The sequence below is a fragment of the Streptomyces sp. PL-25 genome (assembly GCF_058344915.1).
Map to the genome: position 1 here is coordinate 332,895 of NZ_CP136997.1, position 19,856 is coordinate 352,750.

General features: G+C 75.3%; 21 protein-coding genes and 1 riboswitch. Of the genes, 10 read left to right on the forward strand and 11 right to left on the reverse strand.

Translation table 11 applies throughout. The features are described from left to right. Positions 1-3: 3 nt before the first annotated feature. From R4Z62_RS01395 to R4Z62_RS01410, 4 genes are all read right to left on the reverse strand, one after another. Positions 4-1,596, reverse strand: coding sequence for an SDR family oxidoreductase (locus tag R4Z62_RS01395; protein WP_491518895.1), 1,593 nt, complete (start codon positions 1,594-1,596; stop codon positions 4-6). A gap of 94 nt (positions 1,597-1,690) precedes the next feature. Then, entirely contained in the window at positions 1,691-2,569 is an 879-nt protein-coding gene (locus R4Z62_RS01400; protein WP_064531023.1) for a 5-oxoprolinase subunit C family protein, read from the reverse strand. Continuing rightward, positions 2,566-3,213, reverse strand: a complete 648-nt coding sequence (locus tag R4Z62_RS01405; protein ID WP_064531024.1) for a 5-oxoprolinase subunit B family protein — start codon at positions 3,211-3,213, stop codon at positions 2,566-2,568. Before R4Z62_RS01405 ends, R4Z62_RS01400 begins: the two co-directional genes overlap by 4 nt. Then, positions 3,210-3,962 carry a LamB/YcsF family protein gene (locus R4Z62_RS01410; RefSeq protein ID WP_385502122.1) on the reverse strand — a complete coding sequence of 251 codons (753 nt, stop codon included), beginning with the start codon at positions 3,960-3,962 and terminating at the stop codon, positions 3,210-3,212. The genes R4Z62_RS01405 and R4Z62_RS01410 overlap by 4 nt, the downstream gene beginning before the upstream one ends. A 217-nt stretch (positions 3,963-4,179) precedes the next feature. Here R4Z62_RS01410 and R4Z62_RS01415 point away from each other — a divergent pair, with 217 nt between their 5' ends. From R4Z62_RS01415 to R4Z62_RS01440, 6 genes are all read left to right on the forward strand, one after another. Further along, positions 4,180-4,899, forward strand: coding sequence for a DUF969 domain-containing protein (locus R4Z62_RS01415; RefSeq protein ID WP_018566608.1), 720 nt, complete (start codon positions 4,180-4,182; stop codon positions 4,897-4,899). Beyond that, on the forward strand, positions 4,896-5,870 hold the full coding sequence (locus R4Z62_RS01420; protein WP_037895101.1) for a DUF979 domain-containing protein: 975 nt from the start codon (positions 4,896-4,898) through the stop codon (positions 5,868-5,870). Before R4Z62_RS01415 ends, R4Z62_RS01420 begins: the two co-directional genes overlap by 4 nt. A gap of 64 nt (positions 5,871-5,934) precedes the next feature. Beyond that, the gene (gene pcp / locus R4Z62_RS01425; RefSeq protein ID WP_491518896.1) at positions 5,935-6,585 is read left to right on the forward strand and encodes a pyroglutamyl-peptidase I; all 651 of its coding nucleotides are present in this window, start codon (positions 5,935-5,937) and stop codon (positions 6,583-6,585) included. Then, a complete protein-coding gene (locus R4Z62_RS01430; RefSeq protein ID WP_064531027.1) occupies positions 6,585-7,604 on the forward strand; it encodes a DUF2891 domain-containing protein in 1,020 nt (339 codons plus the stop codon). Before pcp ends, R4Z62_RS01430 begins: the two co-directional genes overlap by 1 nt. Before the next feature lie 65 nt (positions 7,605-7,669). After that, positions 7,670-7,765, forward strand: a riboswitch (TPP riboswitch). Continuing rightward, complete coding sequence (locus R4Z62_RS01435) at positions 7,755-9,155, forward strand: purine-cytosine permease family protein (protein WP_064531028.1); 1,401 nt, start codon at positions 7,755-7,757, stop codon at positions 9,153-9,155. (Overlaps the previous riboswitch by 11 nt.) A gap of 130 nt (positions 9,156-9,285) precedes the next feature. Then, a complete protein-coding gene (locus R4Z62_RS01440) occupies positions 9,286-9,849 on the forward strand; it encodes a hypothetical protein (protein WP_064531029.1) in 564 nt (187 codons plus the stop codon). Between the two features lie 23 nt (positions 9,850-9,872). On the opposite strand, the gene R4Z62_RS01445 is transcribed toward R4Z62_RS01440, so the two are convergent. The 3 genes from R4Z62_RS01445 to R4Z62_RS01455 form a co-directional block, all read right to left on the reverse strand. Next, positions 9,873-11,030, reverse strand: a complete 1,158-nt coding sequence (locus tag R4Z62_RS01445) for an LLM class flavin-dependent oxidoreductase (protein WP_491518897.1) — start codon at positions 11,028-11,030, stop codon at positions 9,873-9,875. 531 nt (positions 11,031-11,561) lie between these two features. Continuing rightward, positions 11,562-12,818, reverse strand: coding sequence for an acyl-CoA dehydrogenase family protein (locus R4Z62_RS01450; protein ID WP_491518898.1), 1,257 nt, complete (start codon positions 12,816-12,818; stop codon positions 11,562-11,564). Positions 12,819-13,058: 240 nt separating this feature from the next. Beyond that, a complete protein-coding gene (locus tag R4Z62_RS01455) occupies positions 13,059-14,150 on the reverse strand; it encodes a helix-turn-helix transcriptional regulator (RefSeq protein ID WP_491518899.1) in 1,092 nt (363 codons plus the stop codon). Between the two features lie 125 nt (positions 14,151-14,275). Here R4Z62_RS01455 and R4Z62_RS01460 point away from each other — a divergent pair, with 125 nt between their 5' ends. From R4Z62_RS01460 to R4Z62_RS01470, 3 genes are all read left to right on the forward strand, one after another. Then, positions 14,276-14,656: a VOC family protein gene (locus tag R4Z62_RS01460; RefSeq protein WP_491518900.1), complete on the forward strand. Its 381-nt coding sequence runs from the start codon at positions 14,276-14,278 to the stop codon at positions 14,654-14,656. Positions 14,657-14,817: 161 nt separating this feature from the next. Beyond that, positions 14,818-15,690 carry a 3-hydroxyacyl-CoA dehydrogenase family protein gene (locus R4Z62_RS01465; RefSeq protein WP_491518901.1) on the forward strand — a complete coding sequence of 291 codons (873 nt, stop codon included), beginning with the start codon at positions 14,818-14,820 and terminating at the stop codon, positions 15,688-15,690. Positions 15,691-15,761: 71 nt separating this feature from the next. After that, positions 15,762-16,436: a TetR/AcrR family transcriptional regulator gene (locus R4Z62_RS01470; protein WP_064531035.1), complete on the forward strand. Its 675-nt coding sequence runs from the start codon at positions 15,762-15,764 to the stop codon at positions 16,434-16,436. Between the two features lie 74 nt (positions 16,437-16,510). Here R4Z62_RS01470 and R4Z62_RS01475 read toward each other — a convergent pair whose 3' ends face one another. From R4Z62_RS01475 to R4Z62_RS01490, 4 genes are all read right to left on the reverse strand, one after another. After that, entirely contained in the window at positions 16,511-17,038 is a 528-nt protein-coding gene (locus R4Z62_RS01475; protein WP_491518902.1) for a DUF4232 domain-containing protein, read from the reverse strand. A 145-nt stretch (positions 17,039-17,183) separates the two neighbouring features. Beyond that, positions 17,184-17,759 carry a pyridoxamine 5'-phosphate oxidase family protein gene (locus tag R4Z62_RS01480; RefSeq protein ID WP_491518903.1) on the reverse strand — a complete coding sequence of 192 codons (576 nt, stop codon included), beginning with the start codon at positions 17,757-17,759 and terminating at the stop codon, positions 17,184-17,186. Between the two features lie 222 nt (positions 17,760-17,981). Next, complete coding sequence (locus R4Z62_RS01485; RefSeq protein WP_064531038.1) at positions 17,982-18,344, reverse strand: DoxX family protein; 363 nt, start codon at positions 18,342-18,344, stop codon at positions 17,982-17,984. Then, positions 18,341-18,886, reverse strand: a complete 546-nt coding sequence (locus R4Z62_RS01490) for a cupin domain-containing protein (RefSeq protein ID WP_389595317.1) — start codon at positions 18,884-18,886, stop codon at positions 18,341-18,343. Before R4Z62_RS01490 ends, R4Z62_RS01485 begins: the two co-directional genes overlap by 4 nt. Positions 18,887-18,966: 80 nt before the next feature. On the opposite strand from R4Z62_RS01490, the gene R4Z62_RS01495 reads away from it, so the two are divergent. Beyond that, positions 18,967-19,818, forward strand: coding sequence for a LysR family transcriptional regulator (locus R4Z62_RS01495; RefSeq protein WP_491518904.1), 852 nt, complete (start codon positions 18,967-18,969; stop codon positions 19,816-19,818). Positions 19,819-19,856 lie beyond the last annotated feature (38 nt).

Sequence of the window (19,856 nt, forward strand, 5' to 3'; positions counted from 1 at the left end):
ACGCTACCGGCTCGCGGCCGCCGTGTGCGGCACCGGCGCGGGGCGGTCCTCCCGGACGCGGGAGGCGGCGCGGACGATGTTGCGGGCCATGCCGCCGAAGACGACGGCGTGGAAGGGCGAGACGCTCCACCAGTACAGGTGGCCGAGGAGGCCGCGGGGGTGGAAGAGGGCCCGCTGCCGGTAGCGGACGGGTCCGGCGCCGTCGCCGTCCACGCGCATCTCCAGCCAGGCCAGGCCCGGCAGCCGCATCTCGGCGCGCAGCCGCAGCAGCCGTCCGCGTTCGATCTCCTCCACCCGCCAGAAGTCCAGCGAGTCGCCGACGCGCAGCCGCCGGGCGTCCCTGCGGCCCCGGCGCAGTCCCACCCCGCCGACGAGCCGGTCCAGCCAGCCGCGCACCGCCCAGGCCAGCGGGAAGGAGTACCAGCCGTGCTCGCCGCCGATGCCCTCGACGACGTCCCACAGCGCGGCGGGCGACACGTCGGCCTCGCGTTCGCGTTCGTCGGTGTAGAGGCTGCCGCCGGACCAGTCCGGGTCGGTGGGCAGCGGGTCGCTGGGCGCGCCCGGTACGGAGGCGGAGGACCAGCGGGTGCTCACCTGGGCGTCCCGGATGCGTCGCAGGGCCAGGGAGAGGGCCCGGTCGACACCGAAGGGGTGGCCGGGCGGGCTGGGCACGTACCGTTCGATGTCGTGGTCCCGGCAGACCACCTCGTGGCGCAGGGACTCCGTGAGCGGGCGGGCGATCGAGGCCGGTACCGGGGTCACCAGGCCGACCCAGTGGCTGGACAGGCCGGGGGTGAGCACGGGCACGGGCACGATGAGGCGTCGGGGCAGCCGGGCGACGGCGGCGTAGCGGCGCATCGTGTCCAGATAGGTGAGGATCTCCGGGCCGCCGATGTCGAAGGCGCGGCTGACGTCGCCGGGCAGGGCGGCGCAGCCGACGAGGGTGCGCAGCACGTCGCGTACGGCGATGGGCTGGATGCGGGTGTGCACCCAGCGCGGGGTGACCATCACCGGGAGGCGTTCGGTGAGGTAGCGCAGCATCTCGAAGCTGGCGGAGCCGGATCCGATGATGACGGCGGCGCGCAGCACCGCGGTGGGCACGCCCGAGTCGAGCAGGATGCGGCCGACCTCGGTACGGGAGCGCAGGTGCGGGGAGAGCCGGTCCTCGGGGACGCCCGCGGGGGTGAGTCCGCCGAGGTAGACGATGCGGCGCAGGCCGCTCCTGCGGGCCTGCTCGCCGAAGACGCGGGCGGCCTCGCGGTCGGTGCGTTCGAAGTCGCGGCCGGTGCCGAGGGCGTGCACGAGGTAGTAGGCGACGTCCGCTCCGGCCATGGCGCGGGCCACCGAGTCCGCGTCGGTGACGTCGCCGCGGACGGTCTCCACCCGGTCCGCCCAGGTGTGGTCGCGCAGTTTGGCCGGGGTGCGGGCCAGGCAGCGCACCCGGTACCCGGCGTCCAGCAGTTCGGGGACCAGGCGGCCGCCGATGTAGCCGGTGGCGCCGGTCACCAGGCACAGCGGGGCGCGGCCCGTCGCCCCTGTGCCCTGGCCGCCGGGCCGCTCGTCGCCGGTCTCCCCGGTGGTCCGCTCCTCGCGCATGGTCCCGCCTCCGCCGCCTGCCGGGGTGTCGTGGTCGGGGGTACGGGTTCCACCGCGCGGGCGGTCCAACCGGGCCGGCCGGGCGGCGGGTGGCTCAGCCGGGCGTGAAGCGGACCGGTGTGCCGACCGCCGCCTGGGCGGCGGCGGCCAGGCCGGGCGCGGCGACGACGCCGATCACCGGGTAGCCGCCGGTGGTGGGGTGGTCGTGCAGGAACACCACGGGGCGTCCGTCCGGCGGGACCTGGAGCGCGCCGAGGACCATGCCCTCGCTGGGCAGTTCGCCGGGCACGGCCCTCTCCAGCGGCGGGCCCTCGGTGCGCAGGCCGACGCGGTTGCTGTGCGGGGAGACGCGGTAGGCCGCCGAGAAGAGGGTGCGCAGCGCCGCGGGGGTGAACCAGTCGGCGCGGGGGCCGAGCCGCAGCGGCAGGACCAGTTCGGCGGGCGGCGCGGGCCAGGGGGCGGCGCCGGGCAGCGCGGCGGGGCGGGCGGCCGTGCCCGGCGGGAGGACGTCGCCCAGCGGGAGGACGTCGCCCGCGCGCAGCGGGGCCGGGCCGAGGCCGGAGAGCAGGTCGGTGGAGCGGCTGCCGAGGACGGGTTCGACGGCGATGCCCCCGGCGAGGGCGACGTAGGCGCGCACGCCCGCGGCGACGGGACCCGCGTCGAGGACCGCGCCCGCGGGCACGTGCACCGGGGCGCCCCAGGCGGCGGGCCGGCCGTCGACGGTCACCGGGCAGGGCGCGCCGCCGACGACCGCGGTGACGGGACGGTCGGGGCGCAGGGCGCAGCCGGTGACGGTGGTCTCCAGGACGGCGGCGCCGGGGTCGTTGCCCAGCAGCCGGTTGGCGAGCCGGGCCGCGGGGGCGTCCAGGGCGCCGGAGCGCGGTACGCCCAGGTGCGCGTGGCCGCGCCTGCCGGTGTCCTGCACGGTGGTGAGGGCGCCGGGGCGGACGACGGTGACGGTGGTGGTGCTCATGCGGCGGTGTCCTCGGTGACGAACCGGACCCGGGTGCCGGGGGTGAGGAGCGCGGGCCGCTCCCGGGTCAGGTCCCAGAGCGCGGCGGGGTCCGGCATGGTGCCGATGAGCTGCCAGCCGCCGGGGGTGGCGCGCGGGTACACGGCGCTGTAGGGGCCGGCGAGGCCCAGCGCGCCGGCCGGGACCCGGGTGCGCGGGGTGGCGCGGCGCGGTACGTGCAGGGGCTCGGGCAGCCCGGTGAGGTAGCCGAATCCGGGCGCGAAGCCGCAGAAGGCTACGCGGTAGGTGTACGAGGAGTGCCGGGCGGCGACCTCGTGGGCGCCGATCCCCCACAGGGCGGCCACGTCGGCGAGGTCGGGGCCGTCGTAGCGCACCGGGATCTCGACCACGTCGCCGGTGTCGGCGGCCCGGTCGGGCACGTCCCAGCCGGTGAGGGCGCGGGCGAGGGCGTCCGGGTCCGGTACGCCGTCCAGCAGCACGGTCCGCTCGCCGGGCACGATCTCCTCGACGGGCGGCAGGGTGCCGGCCGCGCGCCGCCGCAGCAGTTCGGCGTGGAAGGCGGCGGTCCGCTCGGCGTCGGGCAGGTCGACGAGCAGGGCGTGCCGGCCCGCCGGGCGCGGGGTCGGGGACCGGTCCGGGCTCATGCGAAGGCACCGACCGGGACGCCGGCGGTCTCCAGGGCCGTACGGACCCGGGCCGCGATCCGGGCGGCGCCGGGCGTGTCGCCGTGCACGCACAGCGAGCGGGCGGCGACCGTGACGGTGCTGCCGTCCACCGCGCGGACCGCGCCGTCCACCGCGAAGGCGAGGGCGCGCCGCACCACGGTGTCCTCGTCGGTGACCACGGAGTCCGGCTCGCGGCGCGGCACGAGGGTGCCCTCGGGCGTGTAGGCGCGGTCGGCGAACGCCTCCGGCACGGCGGTGAGGCCGGCCCGCCCGGCGGCGGCGAGCAGCTGGGAGCCGGGCAGGCCGAGCACGGGCAGCTCTCCGCCGGCCAGGCGCACTCCGGCGATCACCGCGGCGGCCTGTTCGGCGTCGTGGACCGTACGGTTGTAGAGGGCGCCGTGCGGTTTGACGTAGGCCACCTCGGCGCCCGCGGCCTGAGCGAAGACCCTGAGGGCCCCGATCTGGTAGGCGATCTCGGCCGTGAGCTCGTCGCCGGGCACGTCCATGGCGCGCCGGCCGAACCCGGCCAGGTCGCGGTAGGACACCTGGGCGCCGATGCGTACGCCGCGCTCGGCGGCGAGGTCGCAGACGCGGCGCATCACGGCGGGGTCGCCGGCGTGGAATCCGCAGGCGACGTTGGCGCTGGTGACGACGGACAGGAGGGCGTCGTCGTCGGTGAGGGTCCAGCGGCCGAAGCCTTCACCGAGGTCCGCGTTGAGGTCGATCACACCCTGAACGTAGACGATTGTTGAACGATCCGACAAGGGGGTGGCGGACGATCCGGCGAAGGGGGAACATGTCGGCCCGATGGCAGCAGTGTGAATTCACCCCTTGTTCGATCGTTCAACGATCGCCTAAGGTCCGTGCATCTTCCCCATGGATCCGGTCCCGGATCCGCGTCCCCCGCGGGGCGCCCCCGTCCCCAACGCCCGAAGAAGGCCGCGCATGATCGTTCTCCTCGGTGTGGTCGTGGTGATCCTCGGATTCGTCACCCGCCGCAACCCCGTCCTGGTCGTGGGCGTCGCCGGGATCGTCACCGGCCTGCTCGGCAAGATGAACCCGCAGGAGGTCCTCGCGGCCTTCGGCCGGTCCTTCGCCGACAGCCGCTCGGTCACCGTCTTCGCCATCGTGCTCCCGGTGATCGGCCTCCTGGAGCGCTACGGCCTGCGCGAACAGGCCCGCAATCTCATCGGCCGCCTCGGCAGCCTCAGCGCCGGCCGGTTCCTCACCGTGTACCTGCTGGTCCGGCAGGTCACCGCGGCCTTCGGCCTCAACAGCATCGGCGGTCCCGCGCAGACCGTACGGCCGCTCGTCGCCCCCATGGCCGAGGCCGCGGCCGAGCGCACCACGGGCGCGGCGCTGCCCGAGCGGATGCGCGAGAAGGTCCGCTCCTACGCCGCCTCGGCCGACACCGTGGGTGTCTTCTTCGGCGAGGACTGCTTCATCGCGATCGGCTCGATCCTCCTGATCACCGGATTCGTGAACTCGACGTACCACCAGGAACTGGAACCGACCCAGCTGGCCCTGTGGGCGATCCCGCTCGCCGTGTGCGCCTTCCTCATCCACGGAGCCCGGCTGCTGCTCCTGGACCGGCAACTGGAACGCGACATGGCGCTGGCCGCCGCCGAGCACGAGCTGCCGCTCCCGAAGGGAACCGCCAAGTGATCAAGGTCGAATGGCTCTACTGGCTGGTGGGGCTCGTCTTCGTCGTGATGGCCGTGCAGATGGCGGCCGACCGCAGCAACCCGAAGCGGTGGACCTCCGCCGCGTTCTGGGGCCTGCTCGGGCTCACCTTCCCCTACGGCACCGGTGTCGCCAACGGCGAGGCGCACAACGGCGGCTGGACGCTGCCCGCCGAACCGCTCGGCGTGGCGGTCCTCGTCCTGATCGTGCTCGCCGGATTCAACTTCCTCGGCAAGGGCGTCCCGGTCACCACCACCGCCGAGCAGCGCGAGGCCTCGGCCGCCCGGCTGGGCAGCAAGATCTTCGTTCCGGCCCTGACGATCCCGGTCGTCGCGATCATCTGCGCCTCGGTGCTCGACGACTCCGGCCTGTTCGAGACGGGCAAGGCCACCCTGATCGGCCTCGGCGTGGGCTGCGTGGTCGCCCTCGTCGTCGGCATGCTGGTCACCGGCGAGCGGAAGATCTCCGTCCCGCTGCACTCCGGGCGCTCGATGCTGGAGGCGATGGGCTCCGCGCTGCTGCTGCCGCAGCTGCTCGCCGTGCTCGGGTCGATCTTCGCGCTGGCCGGGGTCGGCACCCAGGTCGGCAAGATCGTGGACGATGTGCTGCCGGACAACTCGAAGTACCTCGCCGTGCTGGCGTACTGCCTGGGCATGTTCCTGTTCACGGTGATCATGGGCAACGCGTTCGCCGCCTTCCCGGTGATGACCGCGGCGATCGGCTGGCCCGTCCTCATCCAGCAGATGCACGGCAACGAGGCCGCCGTCCTCGCGATCGGCATGCTGGCGGGCTTCGCCGGCACGCTGTGCACCCCGATGGCCGCCAACTTCAACATCGTCCCGGCCACCCTGCTCGAACTGAAGGACCAGTACGGGCCGATCAAGGCGCAGATACCGACGGCGATCCCGCTGCTGGGCTGCTGCATCGTGATCATGGCGGTCTTCGCCTTCTGAGCCCGCCGGACCGCCCCGCCCGCCGTCCCGCCCCCTGGCCCTCGTACCTCCTGGAGGAAGCCCCATGACCCGTGTGCTCGTCACCGGCTTCGCCCCGTTCGGCGGCGAACAGGTGAACCCGTCCTGGCAGGCCGCCTCGCTGCTGGCCGCCGAACCGCCCGCCGGCCTCACCGTCACCGCCGCCGAACTGCCCTGCGTCTTCGGCGCGGCCCTCGACGCGCTGCGGGACGCCGTGCGGGCGAGCGCCCCCGACCTCGTCGTGTGCCTGGGCCAGGCGGGCGGCCGGCCCGCCGTCACCGTCGAACGCGTCGCCGTGAACATCGACGACGCCCGCATCCCCGACAACGCCGGCGCCCAGCCCGTCGACGAACCCGTGATCCCCGGCGGCCCCGCCGCCTACTTCTCCACCCTCCCGGTGAAGGCGTGCGTGGCCGCCCTGCGCGCGGCCGGTGTCCCGGCCGCCGTCTCGAACACCGCGGGCACCTTCGTCTGCAACCACGTCGCCTACGGCCTCGGCCATCTGCTCGCCACCGAGTTCCCCGGGGTGCGCGGCGGCTTCATGCACGTGCCCTGGGCGCCGGAGCAGGTCACCGACGGCTCCGCGCCCGCCCTGGAGCCCGCCACCGTGGCCCGCGGGCTGCGCGCCCTGCTGGCCGCCGCCGCGAGCACACCCGCCGGACAGGACCTGCGCGTCACCGAGGGGGCCACCCACTGATGCCCCTCGCCTCCCACGCGGCGCCCTTCGCCCGGCTCGCCCTGGCCAACATCACCCGCGAGTACCCCAACTTCCCCGCCCACCTGGTGGCCTCCCCGGACGAGGACACCCGGCCGAGCACCCTCCACCCGGCCTTCTACGGCGCCTACGACTGGCACTCCGCCGTCCACATGCACTGGCTGCTGGTACGGCTGCTGCGCCGCCACGGCGGCACCCCCGCGCTGCCCGGCACCGCGCCGTTCACCGCCGTGCTCGACCGGCACCTCACCACCGAGCGCATCACCGCCGAGGCCGCCTACCTGCTCGACCGGCCCTCCTTCGAGCGGCCCTACGGCTGGGCCTGGCTCCTCGCGCTCGCCGCCGAGTGCCGCGCCCACGGCGGCGAGGCGGGCGCCCGCTGGACCGAGGCGCTGGCACCGGGCGTCGCCGCCGTCGACCGGCTGCTGGCCGACTGGCTGCCCAAGGCCACCTATCCCGTGCGCCACGGCAACCACCCCAACAGCGCCTTCGCGCTCGGCCTCGCCCTCGACTCGGGCGAGCTGTCCCCCGCGACCGACCGTGCCGTACGGGACCGCCTGCTGGCCTGGTTCGCCGACGACCACGACGCGCCCGCGCACTGGGAGCCCTCCGGCCAGGACTTCCTGTCCCCCGCCCTGACCGAGGCCGACGCCGTACGCCGGGTGCTGGAGCCGGAGCGGTTCGCGTCCTGGCTCGACCGGTTCCTGCCCGCCCTGGGCTCCGGGGCGCCCTGCGCGCCGCTGGACGTGCCCGTGGTCTCCGACCACGCCGATCCGCAGATCGGCCATCTGCTCGGCCTCGCCCTCAGCCGGGCCGCCGCGCTGCGCTCCCTGGCGGCGGCGCTGCCGGACGGACCGGTCCGCACCCGCCTCTCCGGGGCCGCCGACGCCCATCTCGCGGCGGGCCTGCCGGCCGTGGAGCGCGGCGACTTCACCACCGACCACTGGCTGGCCACCTTCGCCGTCCTCGCCCTGGACCCGGAGCCCGGCGCGAGCCGCTGACCCGCCCCGGCCCTCCCCCGCCCTCCCCGACGCCGCCGGGGGGGGCGGGGCTATTCTGACCGGCGTACCTGGACACGGGGTGCCCCCGCACGGGGGCTGAGATCACACCCGTCGAACCTGAACCAGTTAGGACTGGCGGAGGGATGTCACATGTCAGTGCCGTATGCCCGCGGTGAAGCGGCCCCCGGAGATCCCCGGCACGTCTTCGACGGGCGGATGCCGACGGCCCCGGGCGATCTGCGCGTGGAGGCGCGGGGCATCGCCCCGGTCCCCGAGGACGCCCGCTACGGCAGCCCCGCGCGGCTGTTCACCGTCTGGTTCGCCCCCAATCTGACCATGACCGGCGTGTTCACCGGCACCGTCGGCAGCACGCTCGGCCTGGACTTCCCGACCGCGCTGGCCGCCGTCGTCCTCGGCACCCTGCTGGGCGCGGTGCCGACCGCCTACCTGGGCACCTGGGGCAGCCGGACCGGTGCGGCGCAGCTGCCGCTGGCCCGCCTCGCCTTCGGCCGGGCCGTCACGGTGCCGGGCGCCCTGCAATGGCTGTCCTCCATCGCCTGGGACGCCCTGATCGGCCTGTTCGGCGGGGACGCGCTGGCCCAGCTCTGCGGCTGGCCGTTCTGGGCCGGGGTGCTGGTGATGATGGCGGGACAGGGCGCGCTGGGCGTGCTCGGCTACGAGGCGATCCACCGCCTCCAGACGGTGATGACGTTCGGGCTCGCCGCGGCCTTCACCGTCGTGGCCGTCAAGCTCGCCGACGGCGGCCACACCGGCGCGAGCGCCACCGCGCACGGCGCCGACCGCGCCGGGGCGTTCGTCCTGACCTGCACCGTCGCGCTGAGCCTCGCCCTGTCCTGGGCCCCCTACGCCAGCGACTTCAGCCGCTATCTGCCCCGGACCGCCTCCCGTCCGCGCATGTTCTGGTGCACCCTGCTCGGCGTCGGCCTGTCGTTCGTCGCGGTGCAGGCGCTCGGCCTGTGGGGTGCCGCCCAGTTCACCGACCAGACCGCCCGGGGCGTGGACCGGGTCCTCGGCGGCGGCGCGCTCGGCGCGTTCGGGCTGCTCGCGGTCGCCCTGGCGGCCCTGTGCAGCAACGCCATGAACGACTACAGCGGGTCGCTGGCCCTCCAGACGACGGGTGTGCGCCTGCCGCGCCCGGTGGCCGCCGCGTTCGCCGCGGTCCTCGGCTTCCCGCTGGTGCTCTGGATGCACGCGGCCGACACCACCGCCCGCTTCCAGAACGTCCTGCTCTTCGTCGGGTACTGGATCCCCGGGTTCTGCGCCGTCGTCATCGTCGACTGGGCCGCCCGCGCACGGGCCCGCGGCGGCCGCCCGGTCGATCTGGCCGAGGAGACGGCCCGCCCGCAGCCGTGGTGGCCCGCGCTGACGGCGTTCGCCGCCGCCTTCGCCGCCGCCGTGCCCTTCATGAACACCGGCCTCTACCTGGGCCCGGCCGCCGAGGCGCTGCACGGCGCCGACCTCGCCTACCCGGTGGCGTTCGTGGCCGCGCTGCTCGTCTACGCGCCGCTGCGGGTGCTGCGGCGGCGCTGACGGCACCGGCCCGGAAGGGGCGCCTATCCCGCCGACATCGTGCGCACCGTCCCGTAGTTGGGCATGCTCGCAGCAGCGGGGCGTCCCGCGTGCGGGGCCGGGCACGGCCCCGGGGGAAGGCGGTGGGTCGGTGGCACACAAGAAGGCAGGGGCCGGTTCGGGCGCGCCGACCGGGCGGTCCGGGGCGAGCGCCGCGGCCGACCGGGCGGCCCGGGTCGCGGAGCGGCACGGGTTCGGCGCGCACCGCGCCACCCGCGCGCTCGGCGGCGGGGACGCCGGCTGCGCGGGCTTCGGGGCGGCGGTCGTCCTGCTGGCGCCGGGGATCGGCCTGACCGCCGGGTCCCACGGCACGGCGGTCACCGCGCTCGGCGCCGCCTTCCTGGCCCTCGCCGTCGCGCTGCCCCTCGCGGCCCTGCGCCACGAGCGGCACCGCGACGGCCGCCTGCCCCGCATGCATGCCTTCGACGGCGGTCTCGTCCTCACCGGCAGGACCGACGCCGTCGCGCACCCCTGGCGGGACATCCGCGTGGTGGAGCGCGCCGAGACCACGACGGTCGGCCAGGGCGGCAACCGCATGACCGTCCGGCGCCTACGGTTCCAGCATGTCGGCGGGCAGGTGCTGTGCTCCATGGCGGCGGACGCCACCGCCGTCGAGATCGCCAGGGTCGCGCTCGCGGGCGGCGCACACACCTGACGGTCCGTCATATCAAGTGTTTCTCACGCCCGTTCGCCTGCCTGCGCCAGCACCCGGGAACCCTGCCCGGCCGCGTCGGCGGCGGCCGCGCCCGCGCGTTCGGCGTCGCGCCTGGCGACCTCCTCGCGGACGAGCGGGATCACGTACCGGCCGAAGTCGATCGCGTCGTCCAGCAGGTCGTACCCCCGGGCGGAGAGGATGTCGACGCCGAGGTCGTAGTAGTCCAGGAGCGCGCGGGCGACCGTCTCCGGGGTGCCGACCAGGGCGTTGGAGTTGCCCGCTCCGCCGGTCGCGGCGGCGGTGGGGGTCCACAGCGCGCGGTCGTAGCGCTCGCCCTGCGCGGCGATGTCGAGCAGCCGCTGGGAGCCCGTGTTCTGCGGCGCGTCGCCCCGGTGGTGCCGTACGGCACCGGCGGCCCGCCGCTCCCGGATGGCGCCGACCGTGCGGTGGGCCTTCTCCCACGCCAGTTCCTCGGTCGGGGCGATGATCGGGCGGAAGGCGACCTGGATGCGCGGGAGGCCGGTGCGGCCCGCCGCCCGCGCGGCGGCGCGCACGGACTCGATCTGCTCGGCGGTCCGGGCCAGCGGCTCGCCCCACAGGCAGTAGATGTCGGCCTCGGCGCCGCCCGCGGCGTACGCGGCGGGCGACGAGCCCCCGAACGAGACGCCGGGGCGCGGCTGCTGGACGGGGAAGACGTCGCTGACGAAGTCGTGGAAGCGGTAGTGCTCGCCCTCGTGGTCGAAGGGTTCGCGGGTGGTCCAGATCTTCTTGACGATGCCGATGTACTCGCGGGTGCGGGCGTAGCGCTCGTCCTTGGTCAGGGTGTCGCCCTCGCGGCGCTGTTCGTGGTCGCTGCCGCCGGTGATGAAGTGGACGGTCAGCCGGCCGTCGCTGATCTGGTCCAGGGTGGCGAAGGTCTTCGCGGCGAAGGTGGGGTAGGAGACGTTGGGCCGGTGGGCGAGCAGGATCCCCAGCCGCTCGGTGCGGCTCGCCACGTACGCGGCGGCCGGCGCGGGGTCCGGGGAACCGGAGCCGTAGGCGAACAGCACCCGGTCCCAGCCGTACTCCTCGTGCGCTCGGGCGAGGCGGAGCGTGTAGTCCTTGTCGAAGGCGGCGCCGGAGCGCGGGGTGGTCTCGGAGCCGTCGTTGGTGGCGGCGATGCCGAGGAATTCCACGGGCATGCGAGTGGCCTTTCGTCCGATGGGCCTGCTGGGGAGAAGGTCGGTGGGCGGTGGGGCGCGCGGGCGCGGCGGCGTCGGCTCGCCGCGCCGCCGGTCCAGCGCGGCGGGGACGCGACGAGGGGACGATGCGACGGCTTCGGGCGTCGGGGGCGGAACCGGACGTCGGGTACGGATCCGGGCGTCGGGTACGGAGAGGTGCGCGGAGGAAGCGCCGGGGCCGCGGACGCGCGCGAAAACCGCTCGGTCCGCGTGGGGTCACCCGGAGGCAGCGGGGCGGGCCGGTCGGGCGGGCCCTTGCCGGGTCAGGCGCGACACGCCGCGGACCACACCCGACCGAAGTCGATGTGGTCGCGCGTGGTCAAGCGCTGCCGCCGGGCCGTCATGCCCTCCATTGAGCAAGAGATCGCGCCGCCCGTCAACAGGTGCCCGGATGCCGGACCCTTCCTGACGGGCCGCCTGACGGGCCGTCGGCGGGGCCTCGGCCGGGGGCCGGCCGGGGCGGGCGGTGGCCGGGCCCGGCGGTCCCGGGGTTCAGCTCCAGGGGGCCGACGAGGCGCGCGCGCCGTGCAGGAAGTGGTCGCCGAGGGAGCGCAGGACGGGGGCGGCGGGACCGCGTCCGGTGAGCACCCGGATGTTGCGCCAGAACCGGTCGAGCCCCTCGGCGCCCGCCAGTTCCAGGACCCCTTCCCCGGCGCGCAGGGCCGACCGCGCCGTGACGGCCTCGGCGGCGGCGACGAGGGCGGCGGCGTCCGCGCGCCGCTCCGTGTCCAGCTCCGGTCCGGCGGCCAGGCTCCGCGCCATGGCGGTCGTGGCACGGTCGACGACCGCCGAGGCGCTGTGCACGGCCAGCGCCAGTTCCCCGAAGGCCAGCAGCATGTCGGCGTCCGCGCCCGGGGGCAGGTCGGGACAGAGCGCCGGTTCGGTCACGGGCCGGGCGTGGGAGGCGGCACGGGCCAGGTCGCGCGCCTCGGCGAGCGCGCCCTCGGCCACGCCCAGGACGACCTGGGCGAGCATGAGCCGCAGGGCGAGCGGGGCGAGGGTGGCCGAGGGGGCCATCGCGTCCTCGTCGTGGGCGGCGGCGCCGATGACGTCGGACGGGCCGACCGGCACGTCCTCGAAGACCACCGTGCCCGCGCCGGTGAGCCGCTGGCCCAGCCGGTCGGTCACAGGAGTGCGGCCGGCCCCGGGGTGGCGCGGGTCCACCAGGACGACGAGGGCGTCGCCGCCGGAGACGCGGACCGCGTCCAGGACGAGCCGGTCGGCCGTGTCCACGGCGGTGGGCAGGGTCCGCCGGCCGTTGAGGCGGTAGCCGCCGCCGGCCCGGGACAGGGTCAGGCCGGCGCCCGGGTCGCCGAGGTGCCGGGCCCCGTCCGTGCCGTCCGGTCCGGTGCCGCCCGCCAGCAGCCACTGCTCGCGCACGGCACGGGACTCCAGTTCGGCCGCGTGGCCCGGCTCGGCGAGGAAGCGGGCGGTCCAGGACAGGACGTAGTGGCGGCCGAGGAGTTCGCCCATCGAGCCGTCGGCGACCGCGATCCGGCGGACGATGTCGCAGGCGTCCCGCCACCCGGTGCCCGCGCCCCGCGCGCCCGGCGGTACGAGGGCGGCGGTGAGGCCGGAGTCGCGCAGCCGGGCCACCTCGTCGTAGGGCGGCTTGCCGGCCCGGTCGCGGTCGATCGCGTCCACCGCGAGATCGTCGGCGAGGTCCTGGGCGACCCGCTTCCAGATCCCGGTCGCCCCGGCGGCGTCGTCGGTGCCATGGACGTCGTCGGCCTCCGCGGCCCCGCTCATCGTCGTACCCCGGACGGACGCGCAACGGGTGTGCTCACGGCGACCCCACCATTCTCCATTTTTCCTATCGGATAAGTAGGGAATCATCCTGGGCGCCCGGCCCGGCCCCGGCAAGAGGGCGTCCGCCAGGCGGACATGGCCGTCCCGCGCCTCGGGACGCGGCGACGCGGGGAAACGGGGAAGCGGGGATCCGACGGATGGCCAGGGCGGCGCGCACGACAGGTCCGTACGGCGCGTGCGTCAGGGCGGTCCGGGGAGCGTCCGGCGGGCGCTCTCGGCGAGGCGGTCCGCGAACGCGGCGACGAGGTCGCGGAGTTCGCCGGGGCGCCCGACGGCGAAGGGCAGGTCGAGCGAGGCGAGGACCGGGGGCAGCCAGTCGAGCCGTTCCACGCGCAGGGTGACGCGGTACCAGCGTTCGGGAACAAGGTCCGCGCCCTCTCCTCCGGCCCCGCCCCCGGCCCCGTACTCGCCCCCGGCGTCCGCCGCCGCCGCTTCCCGCGACGCCGGTTCCCGGGCCCCGTCCGGCACCTCCTCCACGGTCGCGACGGAGGCGGGCAGCCGGGTGCGGATCCGGGCGACCGTCCCGTGGATGTGCAGCACCACCTCGTGCCGGTAGGCGGCGGTGGCGAAGCCGGTGAGGACCCGCTCCGCCGGTTCGGGCCCGGCGGCGGGCGCCTCGAACGTCCCGGGGAGGGTGCGCGCGCCGGTGATGCCGTCGAGGCGGAAGGTGCGCTCCTCCCCGATGCCGGGGTCGGTTCCGGTGACGTACCAGCGGCCCGAGTGCACCACGAGCCCGTCCGCGTGCAGGGTGCGCTCGCTGTGCCTGCCGCGGCGGTCGGTGTACCTGATCGAGAGGGGGCGGCGGTGGCGTACCGCGTCGGCCACGGTGAGCAGGACACCGGCGTCGGGGGCGGCGGACGGGCCGGGGCCGGGCGGCCCGGTGAAGGTGAGCGAGTCCAGCACCGCGTCGAGCCGGTGCGCCAGACGGCGGGGCAGCACGCGCCGGATCTTGGCCGCCGCCGTCTCGCTCGCGGTGGCCGTCGCCGCCGTCAGACCGGTCCGGCGCGCGGCGACCAGGCCGAGCAGGACGGCGAGCGCCTCGTCGTCGCCGAGCATGAGCGGCGGCAGCCGGTGGCCGGGGGCCAGCCGGTAGCCGCCGTAGCGGCCCCGCACCGCTTCGACGGGGATGTCGAGGTCGTGCAGGTGGCCGATGTACCGCCGCACGGTGCGCGGGTCGACGCCGAGCCGGCCGGCGAGTTCCGCGAGGGTCCGGGTGCCGCCCGACTCCAGCAGTTCCAGGAGGGTGAGCACGCGTCCGGTGGGTCGGGTCATGCCGTGGAGGCTAGCCGCAATAGTGGACCGGTTCTGTCCACTATCTGTTCTACCTTCGAAGACGCAGCGGCCGCACGAGCCGCAACCGCCCCATCGGGCATGCCGCAGAAGCACAGGAGAACGCCATGGACTTCGTCTCGATCCGCATCATCACCGCCGACGTCGCACGCCTCGTCGCCTTCTACGAGCGGGCCACCGGGGTGGCCGCGGCCTGGGCCACCGAGGACTTCGCCGAGCTGCGCACCCCCACCGCGACCCTGGCCGTCGCGGGCACCCGCACCGTGCCGCTCTTCGCGCCGGGCTCCGCCCGCCCGGCCGACAACCACAGCGTGATCCTCGAGTTCCGGGTCGACGACGTGGACCGCGTCCACCGGGACCTGGCCGGTACGGACACCGACTTCGTCACCGAGCCGACCACCATGCCCTGGGGCAACCGCTCGCTGCTGCTCCGCGACCCGGACGGCAACCTGGTCAACTTCTTCACCCCGCCGGCCGCCGCGGAGTGAGGGCCGGTCCGGTTGCCGGTCCGGTTGCCATACACCCTGTATCGGATGCACTATGTATCCGATACAGGGTGTATCCCTTAGTGTGGCCACCCGCGTCCGGAGCCCGCGCGCTCGTCCGCGCCCGGCCCCCGTGGAGAGCGGAAAGCGGAAGAGAGACGACCATGACCTTCACCGTCCCCGACTCGGTCGACGACCGGCCCGTGACCGTGATCGGCGCCGGCACCCTGGGCCGCCGTATCGCGCTGATGTTCGCCGACCGCGGCGGCGAGGTGCGGATCTACGACCCGTCCCCCGGCGCCGCGCGGGCCGCCCGCACCTATGTCGAGGAGCACCTCGGCGAGGTCGCCGCGAAGGTGCCCGGCGGGGCGCCCGGGACGGCCGTCGCGAGCGAGGACGAGGCCGCGGCGCTGGCGGGCAGCTGGCTGGTGGTCGAGGCGGTGCCGGAGAAGCTGGAGCTGAAGAAGCAGGTCTTCGGGGAGCTGGACCGGCTCGCCGACCCGGACGCGATCCTCGCCAGCAACTCCTCGTCGTACCCGGCGCGGCAGTTCACCGACCGGGTGCGCCGGCCCGAGCGCGTGGTGAACCTGCACTTCTACATGCCGCCCGAGCAGCCGGCCGTCGATCTGATGTCCGGCGGCAGCACCGACCGCGCGGTCCTCGACCTGCTGCTGCGGGTGCTGCCCGGGTACGGGATCCACCCCTTCGAGGCCCGCCGCGAGAGCACCGGCTTCATCTTCAACCGCATCTGGGCGGCCATCAAGCGCGAGGCGCTGGCCGTGGTCGCCGAGGGCGTCTCGACCCCGCAGGAAATCGACCGCATGTGGCAGATCAACACCGGCTCGAAGGCCGGTCCCTTCCGCATGATGGACAAGGTCGGCCTCGACGTGGTCCTGGACATCGAGAACCACTACGCCGCCGAGCGCCCGGAGCTGCCCGCGGGCCCGCGCGAACTGCTCCACCGGTACGTCGACGCCGGGCACCTCGGGGTGAAGAGCGGGCAGGGCTTCTACGACGACTACGGCACCGGCGGCTGACCCACCGGGCGCGCCGTTGGACACTGGTCCCGCAGAGGCCGTCGCGCCACCGCCGTACGAAAGGTCCCGTCTTGCCCAAGTCACCCACGAAGCGACGTCCCCGCACCGTCGCCAGCCTGCTGGAGAGCGCGCTGGCCCTGTTCACCGAGAAGGGCTTCCACGCCACCTCGGTGAGCGACATCGTGGAGCGGGCCGGACTGACCCGCGGCGCCTTCTACTCCAACTACCGGGACAAGGAGGAGCTGTTCCTCGCCCTGTACGACGCGCACACCGACCGGCTGCTGGCCCGGCTGGAGGAGACGGCGGCGGGGCTGGACCCGGAGGCCGATCCCGTGGCGCAGTTCCTGGACCGCATCGGGGAGCGGCCCGAGGAGCGGCGCTGGTTCGTGGTCTCGATGGAGTTCACGCTGCACGCGGCGCGCTCCCCGCAGACCGCGCGGGCGCTGGCCGCGCACGAGGAACGGCTCACCGAGGGCCTGTCGCGCCTGGTCCTGCGCGCGCTGGGCGCGACCGGCCGCCGGCCGTCCGTGCCCGCCGAGGACCTGACCCGGCTGATCGTCGCGCTGTCCGAGGGCCTGACCGCGCTCCAGCTGATCCAGAGCACCCGGGACGGCGACGTCCGGGGCCTCTCCCACCGCCTCGTCCCGCATCTGATCGAGGCCCTGACCGAAGAGGCGCCGAGGACGACCGCGCCGCCCGCCCGGACCCCGGCGGACGACACCGTGGGCGGCCCGTTTCAGGGGTGAGCCGCGCAAGTGCCCGGCGCGTCCCGTCCCCGGCGGTGCCCGAGCACCGCGCCGGGACGCACCGGGCGGGCGGGTCAGGCGCCGCTCCGGACCGGCCCGACGAGGGTGCCGGGGGTCACCGTGAGGGTGCCTTCGCCGACGGATGTGCCGGGGATCTCCCCGTCCGGGGCGCGCAGCGTGAACGCCACCTCGTCGGCGGCGGCCCCGCGGCCCTGGCCGGGCACCTGGATGTCGAAGTGCACCGGGTGGCCCGGCCCGAAGGTCACCGGTGTCCTCTGGTCCCCGTAGTGGCCGGCGGCGACGGCGACCTGTCCGCCGTGCCGGGAGAACCGCACGTCGGTGGGCAAGCCGGCCAGCGTGCACGGCTCGTACCCGCGCGGCGCGGTCAACGTCACGCGGTAGTGGCTGTGCCCGGAGCTGGCCCGGTCCTGGGTGATCCGGGCGAGATGGTCGGCCGGACGGCAGGCCGAGGGGGCGGCGGCGCGGGTCACCGCGGAGGCGGTGCGGTGCGCCGTGGGGGACGCCTGCGCGGCGCCCGTACAGGCCACCCCCGTGAGCGCGGCGGCGGCGACGGCGATCGCGTACTTCGTGTGGGAACGCATGCTGAACACTCCTTGCCTTGCTTGATGGCCCCGCCGGGTGTCCTCCGCCGGAACCATGGTCGACACCATGCCTGCCCTCTCCCCCGGGCCGGGAATGTCTCAGGACTGCCACAGGCGGCGGCCCGCCGTGGGCGTCCCGGCGGCTTCAGGACTCCTTCCCGGCCGCCTCAGCCGCCGGGAAGGTCCACCGGGTGTGCGTGTAGACACCCTGGTCGCGGCCGAAGCCGTACGCCGTGGCCGGGGCCACCGCGAAGACCACCGCGCCGCCGTCGCGGAAGGCGTCCCCGATGCCGTGGAAGGTGCCCTCGGGCGAGGTGATGTGCGGCCCGTACTTCGCCTCGTAGGCCGCGATCACCTCCTCCAGGAGGGCCGGATCGGTGACCTGTTCGGCACGCCCCTCGACCACGAGGTCGAGCCCCTCGGTGAGCGCGTTCGCCCCGGTGGTCAGCGCGCAGTGCGTGTCCCGGGCGAGGTTCCTGGCTTTCTGCTCCCCGGGGCCGGTGGAGAAGTACAGCGTCCCGTCGTGCCAGGCCGCGATCACGGGGGTGACGTGCGGCCGGCCGTCGGGGCGCACCGTGGAGACCCAGAAGATCTCGGCCGTCCGCAGCCGCCGCTCGGCCTCGGGCCACGGGGTGGCGGTGGCCTCGGCGGCACCCGGGCGGGGACGCAGCGCGGAGCTGTAGCGGGCGTCGAAGTCGGTCGTGGGCCGCTGTACGGGCATGGCGGTGTTCCTTTCCGTTCCTTCTCGGTGTTCCTCTCCCGTACAACGACCGCCGGGCCGCGCCGGAGTCATCGCCGTACGGCGGACCGTCGTATGACGGGTCGCCGTACGACGGACCCGCGCGGCCCGACGGACCCGCGCGGCCCGACGGACCCGTACGATCCGGCGGACGCGTGCGCCCGGCGGACGCGTGCGCCCGGCGGACGCGTACAGCCGGTCGTGTCACACCCAGACCGTGGCGAGCCAGACGGTCAGCGCCGCGCTGAGCAGCAGGGTGACGTTGAGGCCGATGGCGCGGTCCCCGCGGCGCAGGTGGACCCCGGTCGCGCCGGTCTGGAGGACGACGAACCCGAGGGCGGCGGCCAGGGCGAGACCGGGGGCGATGCCGGTGAGCGGCGGCAGGACCAGTCCGAGCGCGCCGAGCACCTCGACCGCGCCGAGGGCCCTGACGGCGGGCATCGGCGTGGTGTCGACCCAGGCCATCATCGGCTGGAGCCGTGCACGGCTGCGGACCGCCTTCAGCGCGCCCGAGTAGAGGTAGAACAGGGCGAGCAGACCGGCGACGACGCCGTAGGCGATGGTCATGAGGGGCGCTCTCCGGGACGCGGGGCGAGGTCGGTGGCGGGCTCCGTGGCGTAGCGGCGCATCGCGCGGACGGTCTCCCCCGGGTCGGGCGTCCCGTCCCCGGCGTACAGGTCCCGCAGGTCCCGGAAGTACTGCACGTAGAGGTCCGGTGTGAAGGTGCTGACCATGACGGCCGGTTCGCCGGTGATGTTGGCGAAGGTGTGCGGGGCGCCGGGCGGGACCATCACGAGGGTGCCCGCGGTGGCGTCGTGGACCTCGTGCCCGACGGTGAAGCGCACCGTGCCGGAGACGATGTAGAAGCCCTCGTCGTGCTGGGCGTGGCGGTGCTGCGGCGGACCGGGGGTGTGCGGGGCGAGGACGGATTCGGCGAGGCCGAGGCGGTGCCCGGTGGTGCTGCCGTCCTCCAGGACGCGCATGCGAGTGGTGCCCAGCCGGATCGTCTCGCCCTCGTCCGGGCCGACCACCGACACGGCCGGGGCGGTGTCCGCCCGCTGGTGCTGCGAGGGGGCGGCGGACTCGCCGGAGTGCGGTTCATGTGTCATGTTCCGATTCCACGGCCGGACCGTCCGCACTGTCCAAGACCTGTTCCGCAGCACCGATACCGTACGGGTATCGTTGCAGCATGGAGCTGCGGACCCTGCGGTATTTCGTGGCGGTGGCCGAGGAGCTGCACTTCGGGCGGGCCGCCGCCCGGCTGCACATGAGCCAGCCCCCGCTGAGCCGGGCGGTCAAGCGGCTGGAGGCGGAGCTGGGCGCCGCGCTGTTCGACCGCTCGCCCGCCGGTGTGACGCTCACCGGGGTCGGCGCGGTGCTGCTCGACGAGGCACGCGCCCTGCTCGACCAGGCCGACCGGGTGCGGGTGCGGGTGGCCGCGGCGGCCGGGACCGCCGTCCTCACCGTCGGGATCCTCGGCGACAGTTCCGATCCGGGCGCCAACCGGCTGGCCGGTGCCTACCGGCGGCGGCATCCGCAGGTGGAGGTCCGGGTCCGCGACACCGATCTGACCGACCCGGCCTGCGGGCTGACGGCGGGGCTGGTCGATGTCGCCCTGACCCGGGGCCCGTTCGACGCAACCGGCCTGACCGTGCGCGAACTGCGCGCCGATCCGGTGGGCGCGCTGCTGCGCGCCGACGATCCGCTGGCCCGCCGGGGCAGCCTGCGGCTCGCGGAGCTGGCCGACCGCCGCTGGTTCCTGTTCCCGGAGGGCACCGACCCCGCCTGGCAGACGTACTGGAGCGGTGGTGAGCCGCGCCTCGGTCCGGTGGTGCGCACCGTCCAGGAGTGCCAGCAGGCCGTCCTGTGGAACGGCACGGTCGGTGTGACGCTCCTGGACCATGTGCCGCCCGCGGGACTGACCGTGGTGCCGCTGGTGGACATGCCGCCCAGCCCGGTGGTGGTGGCGTGGCACGAGGACGACACCGATCCGCTGGTCCGCTCGTTCGTGCGGATCGCGGTCGCCGCCTACCGCGACTGAACCCCCGCTACCGGTCGCCGGTCGCGGCGGCCGTGGAC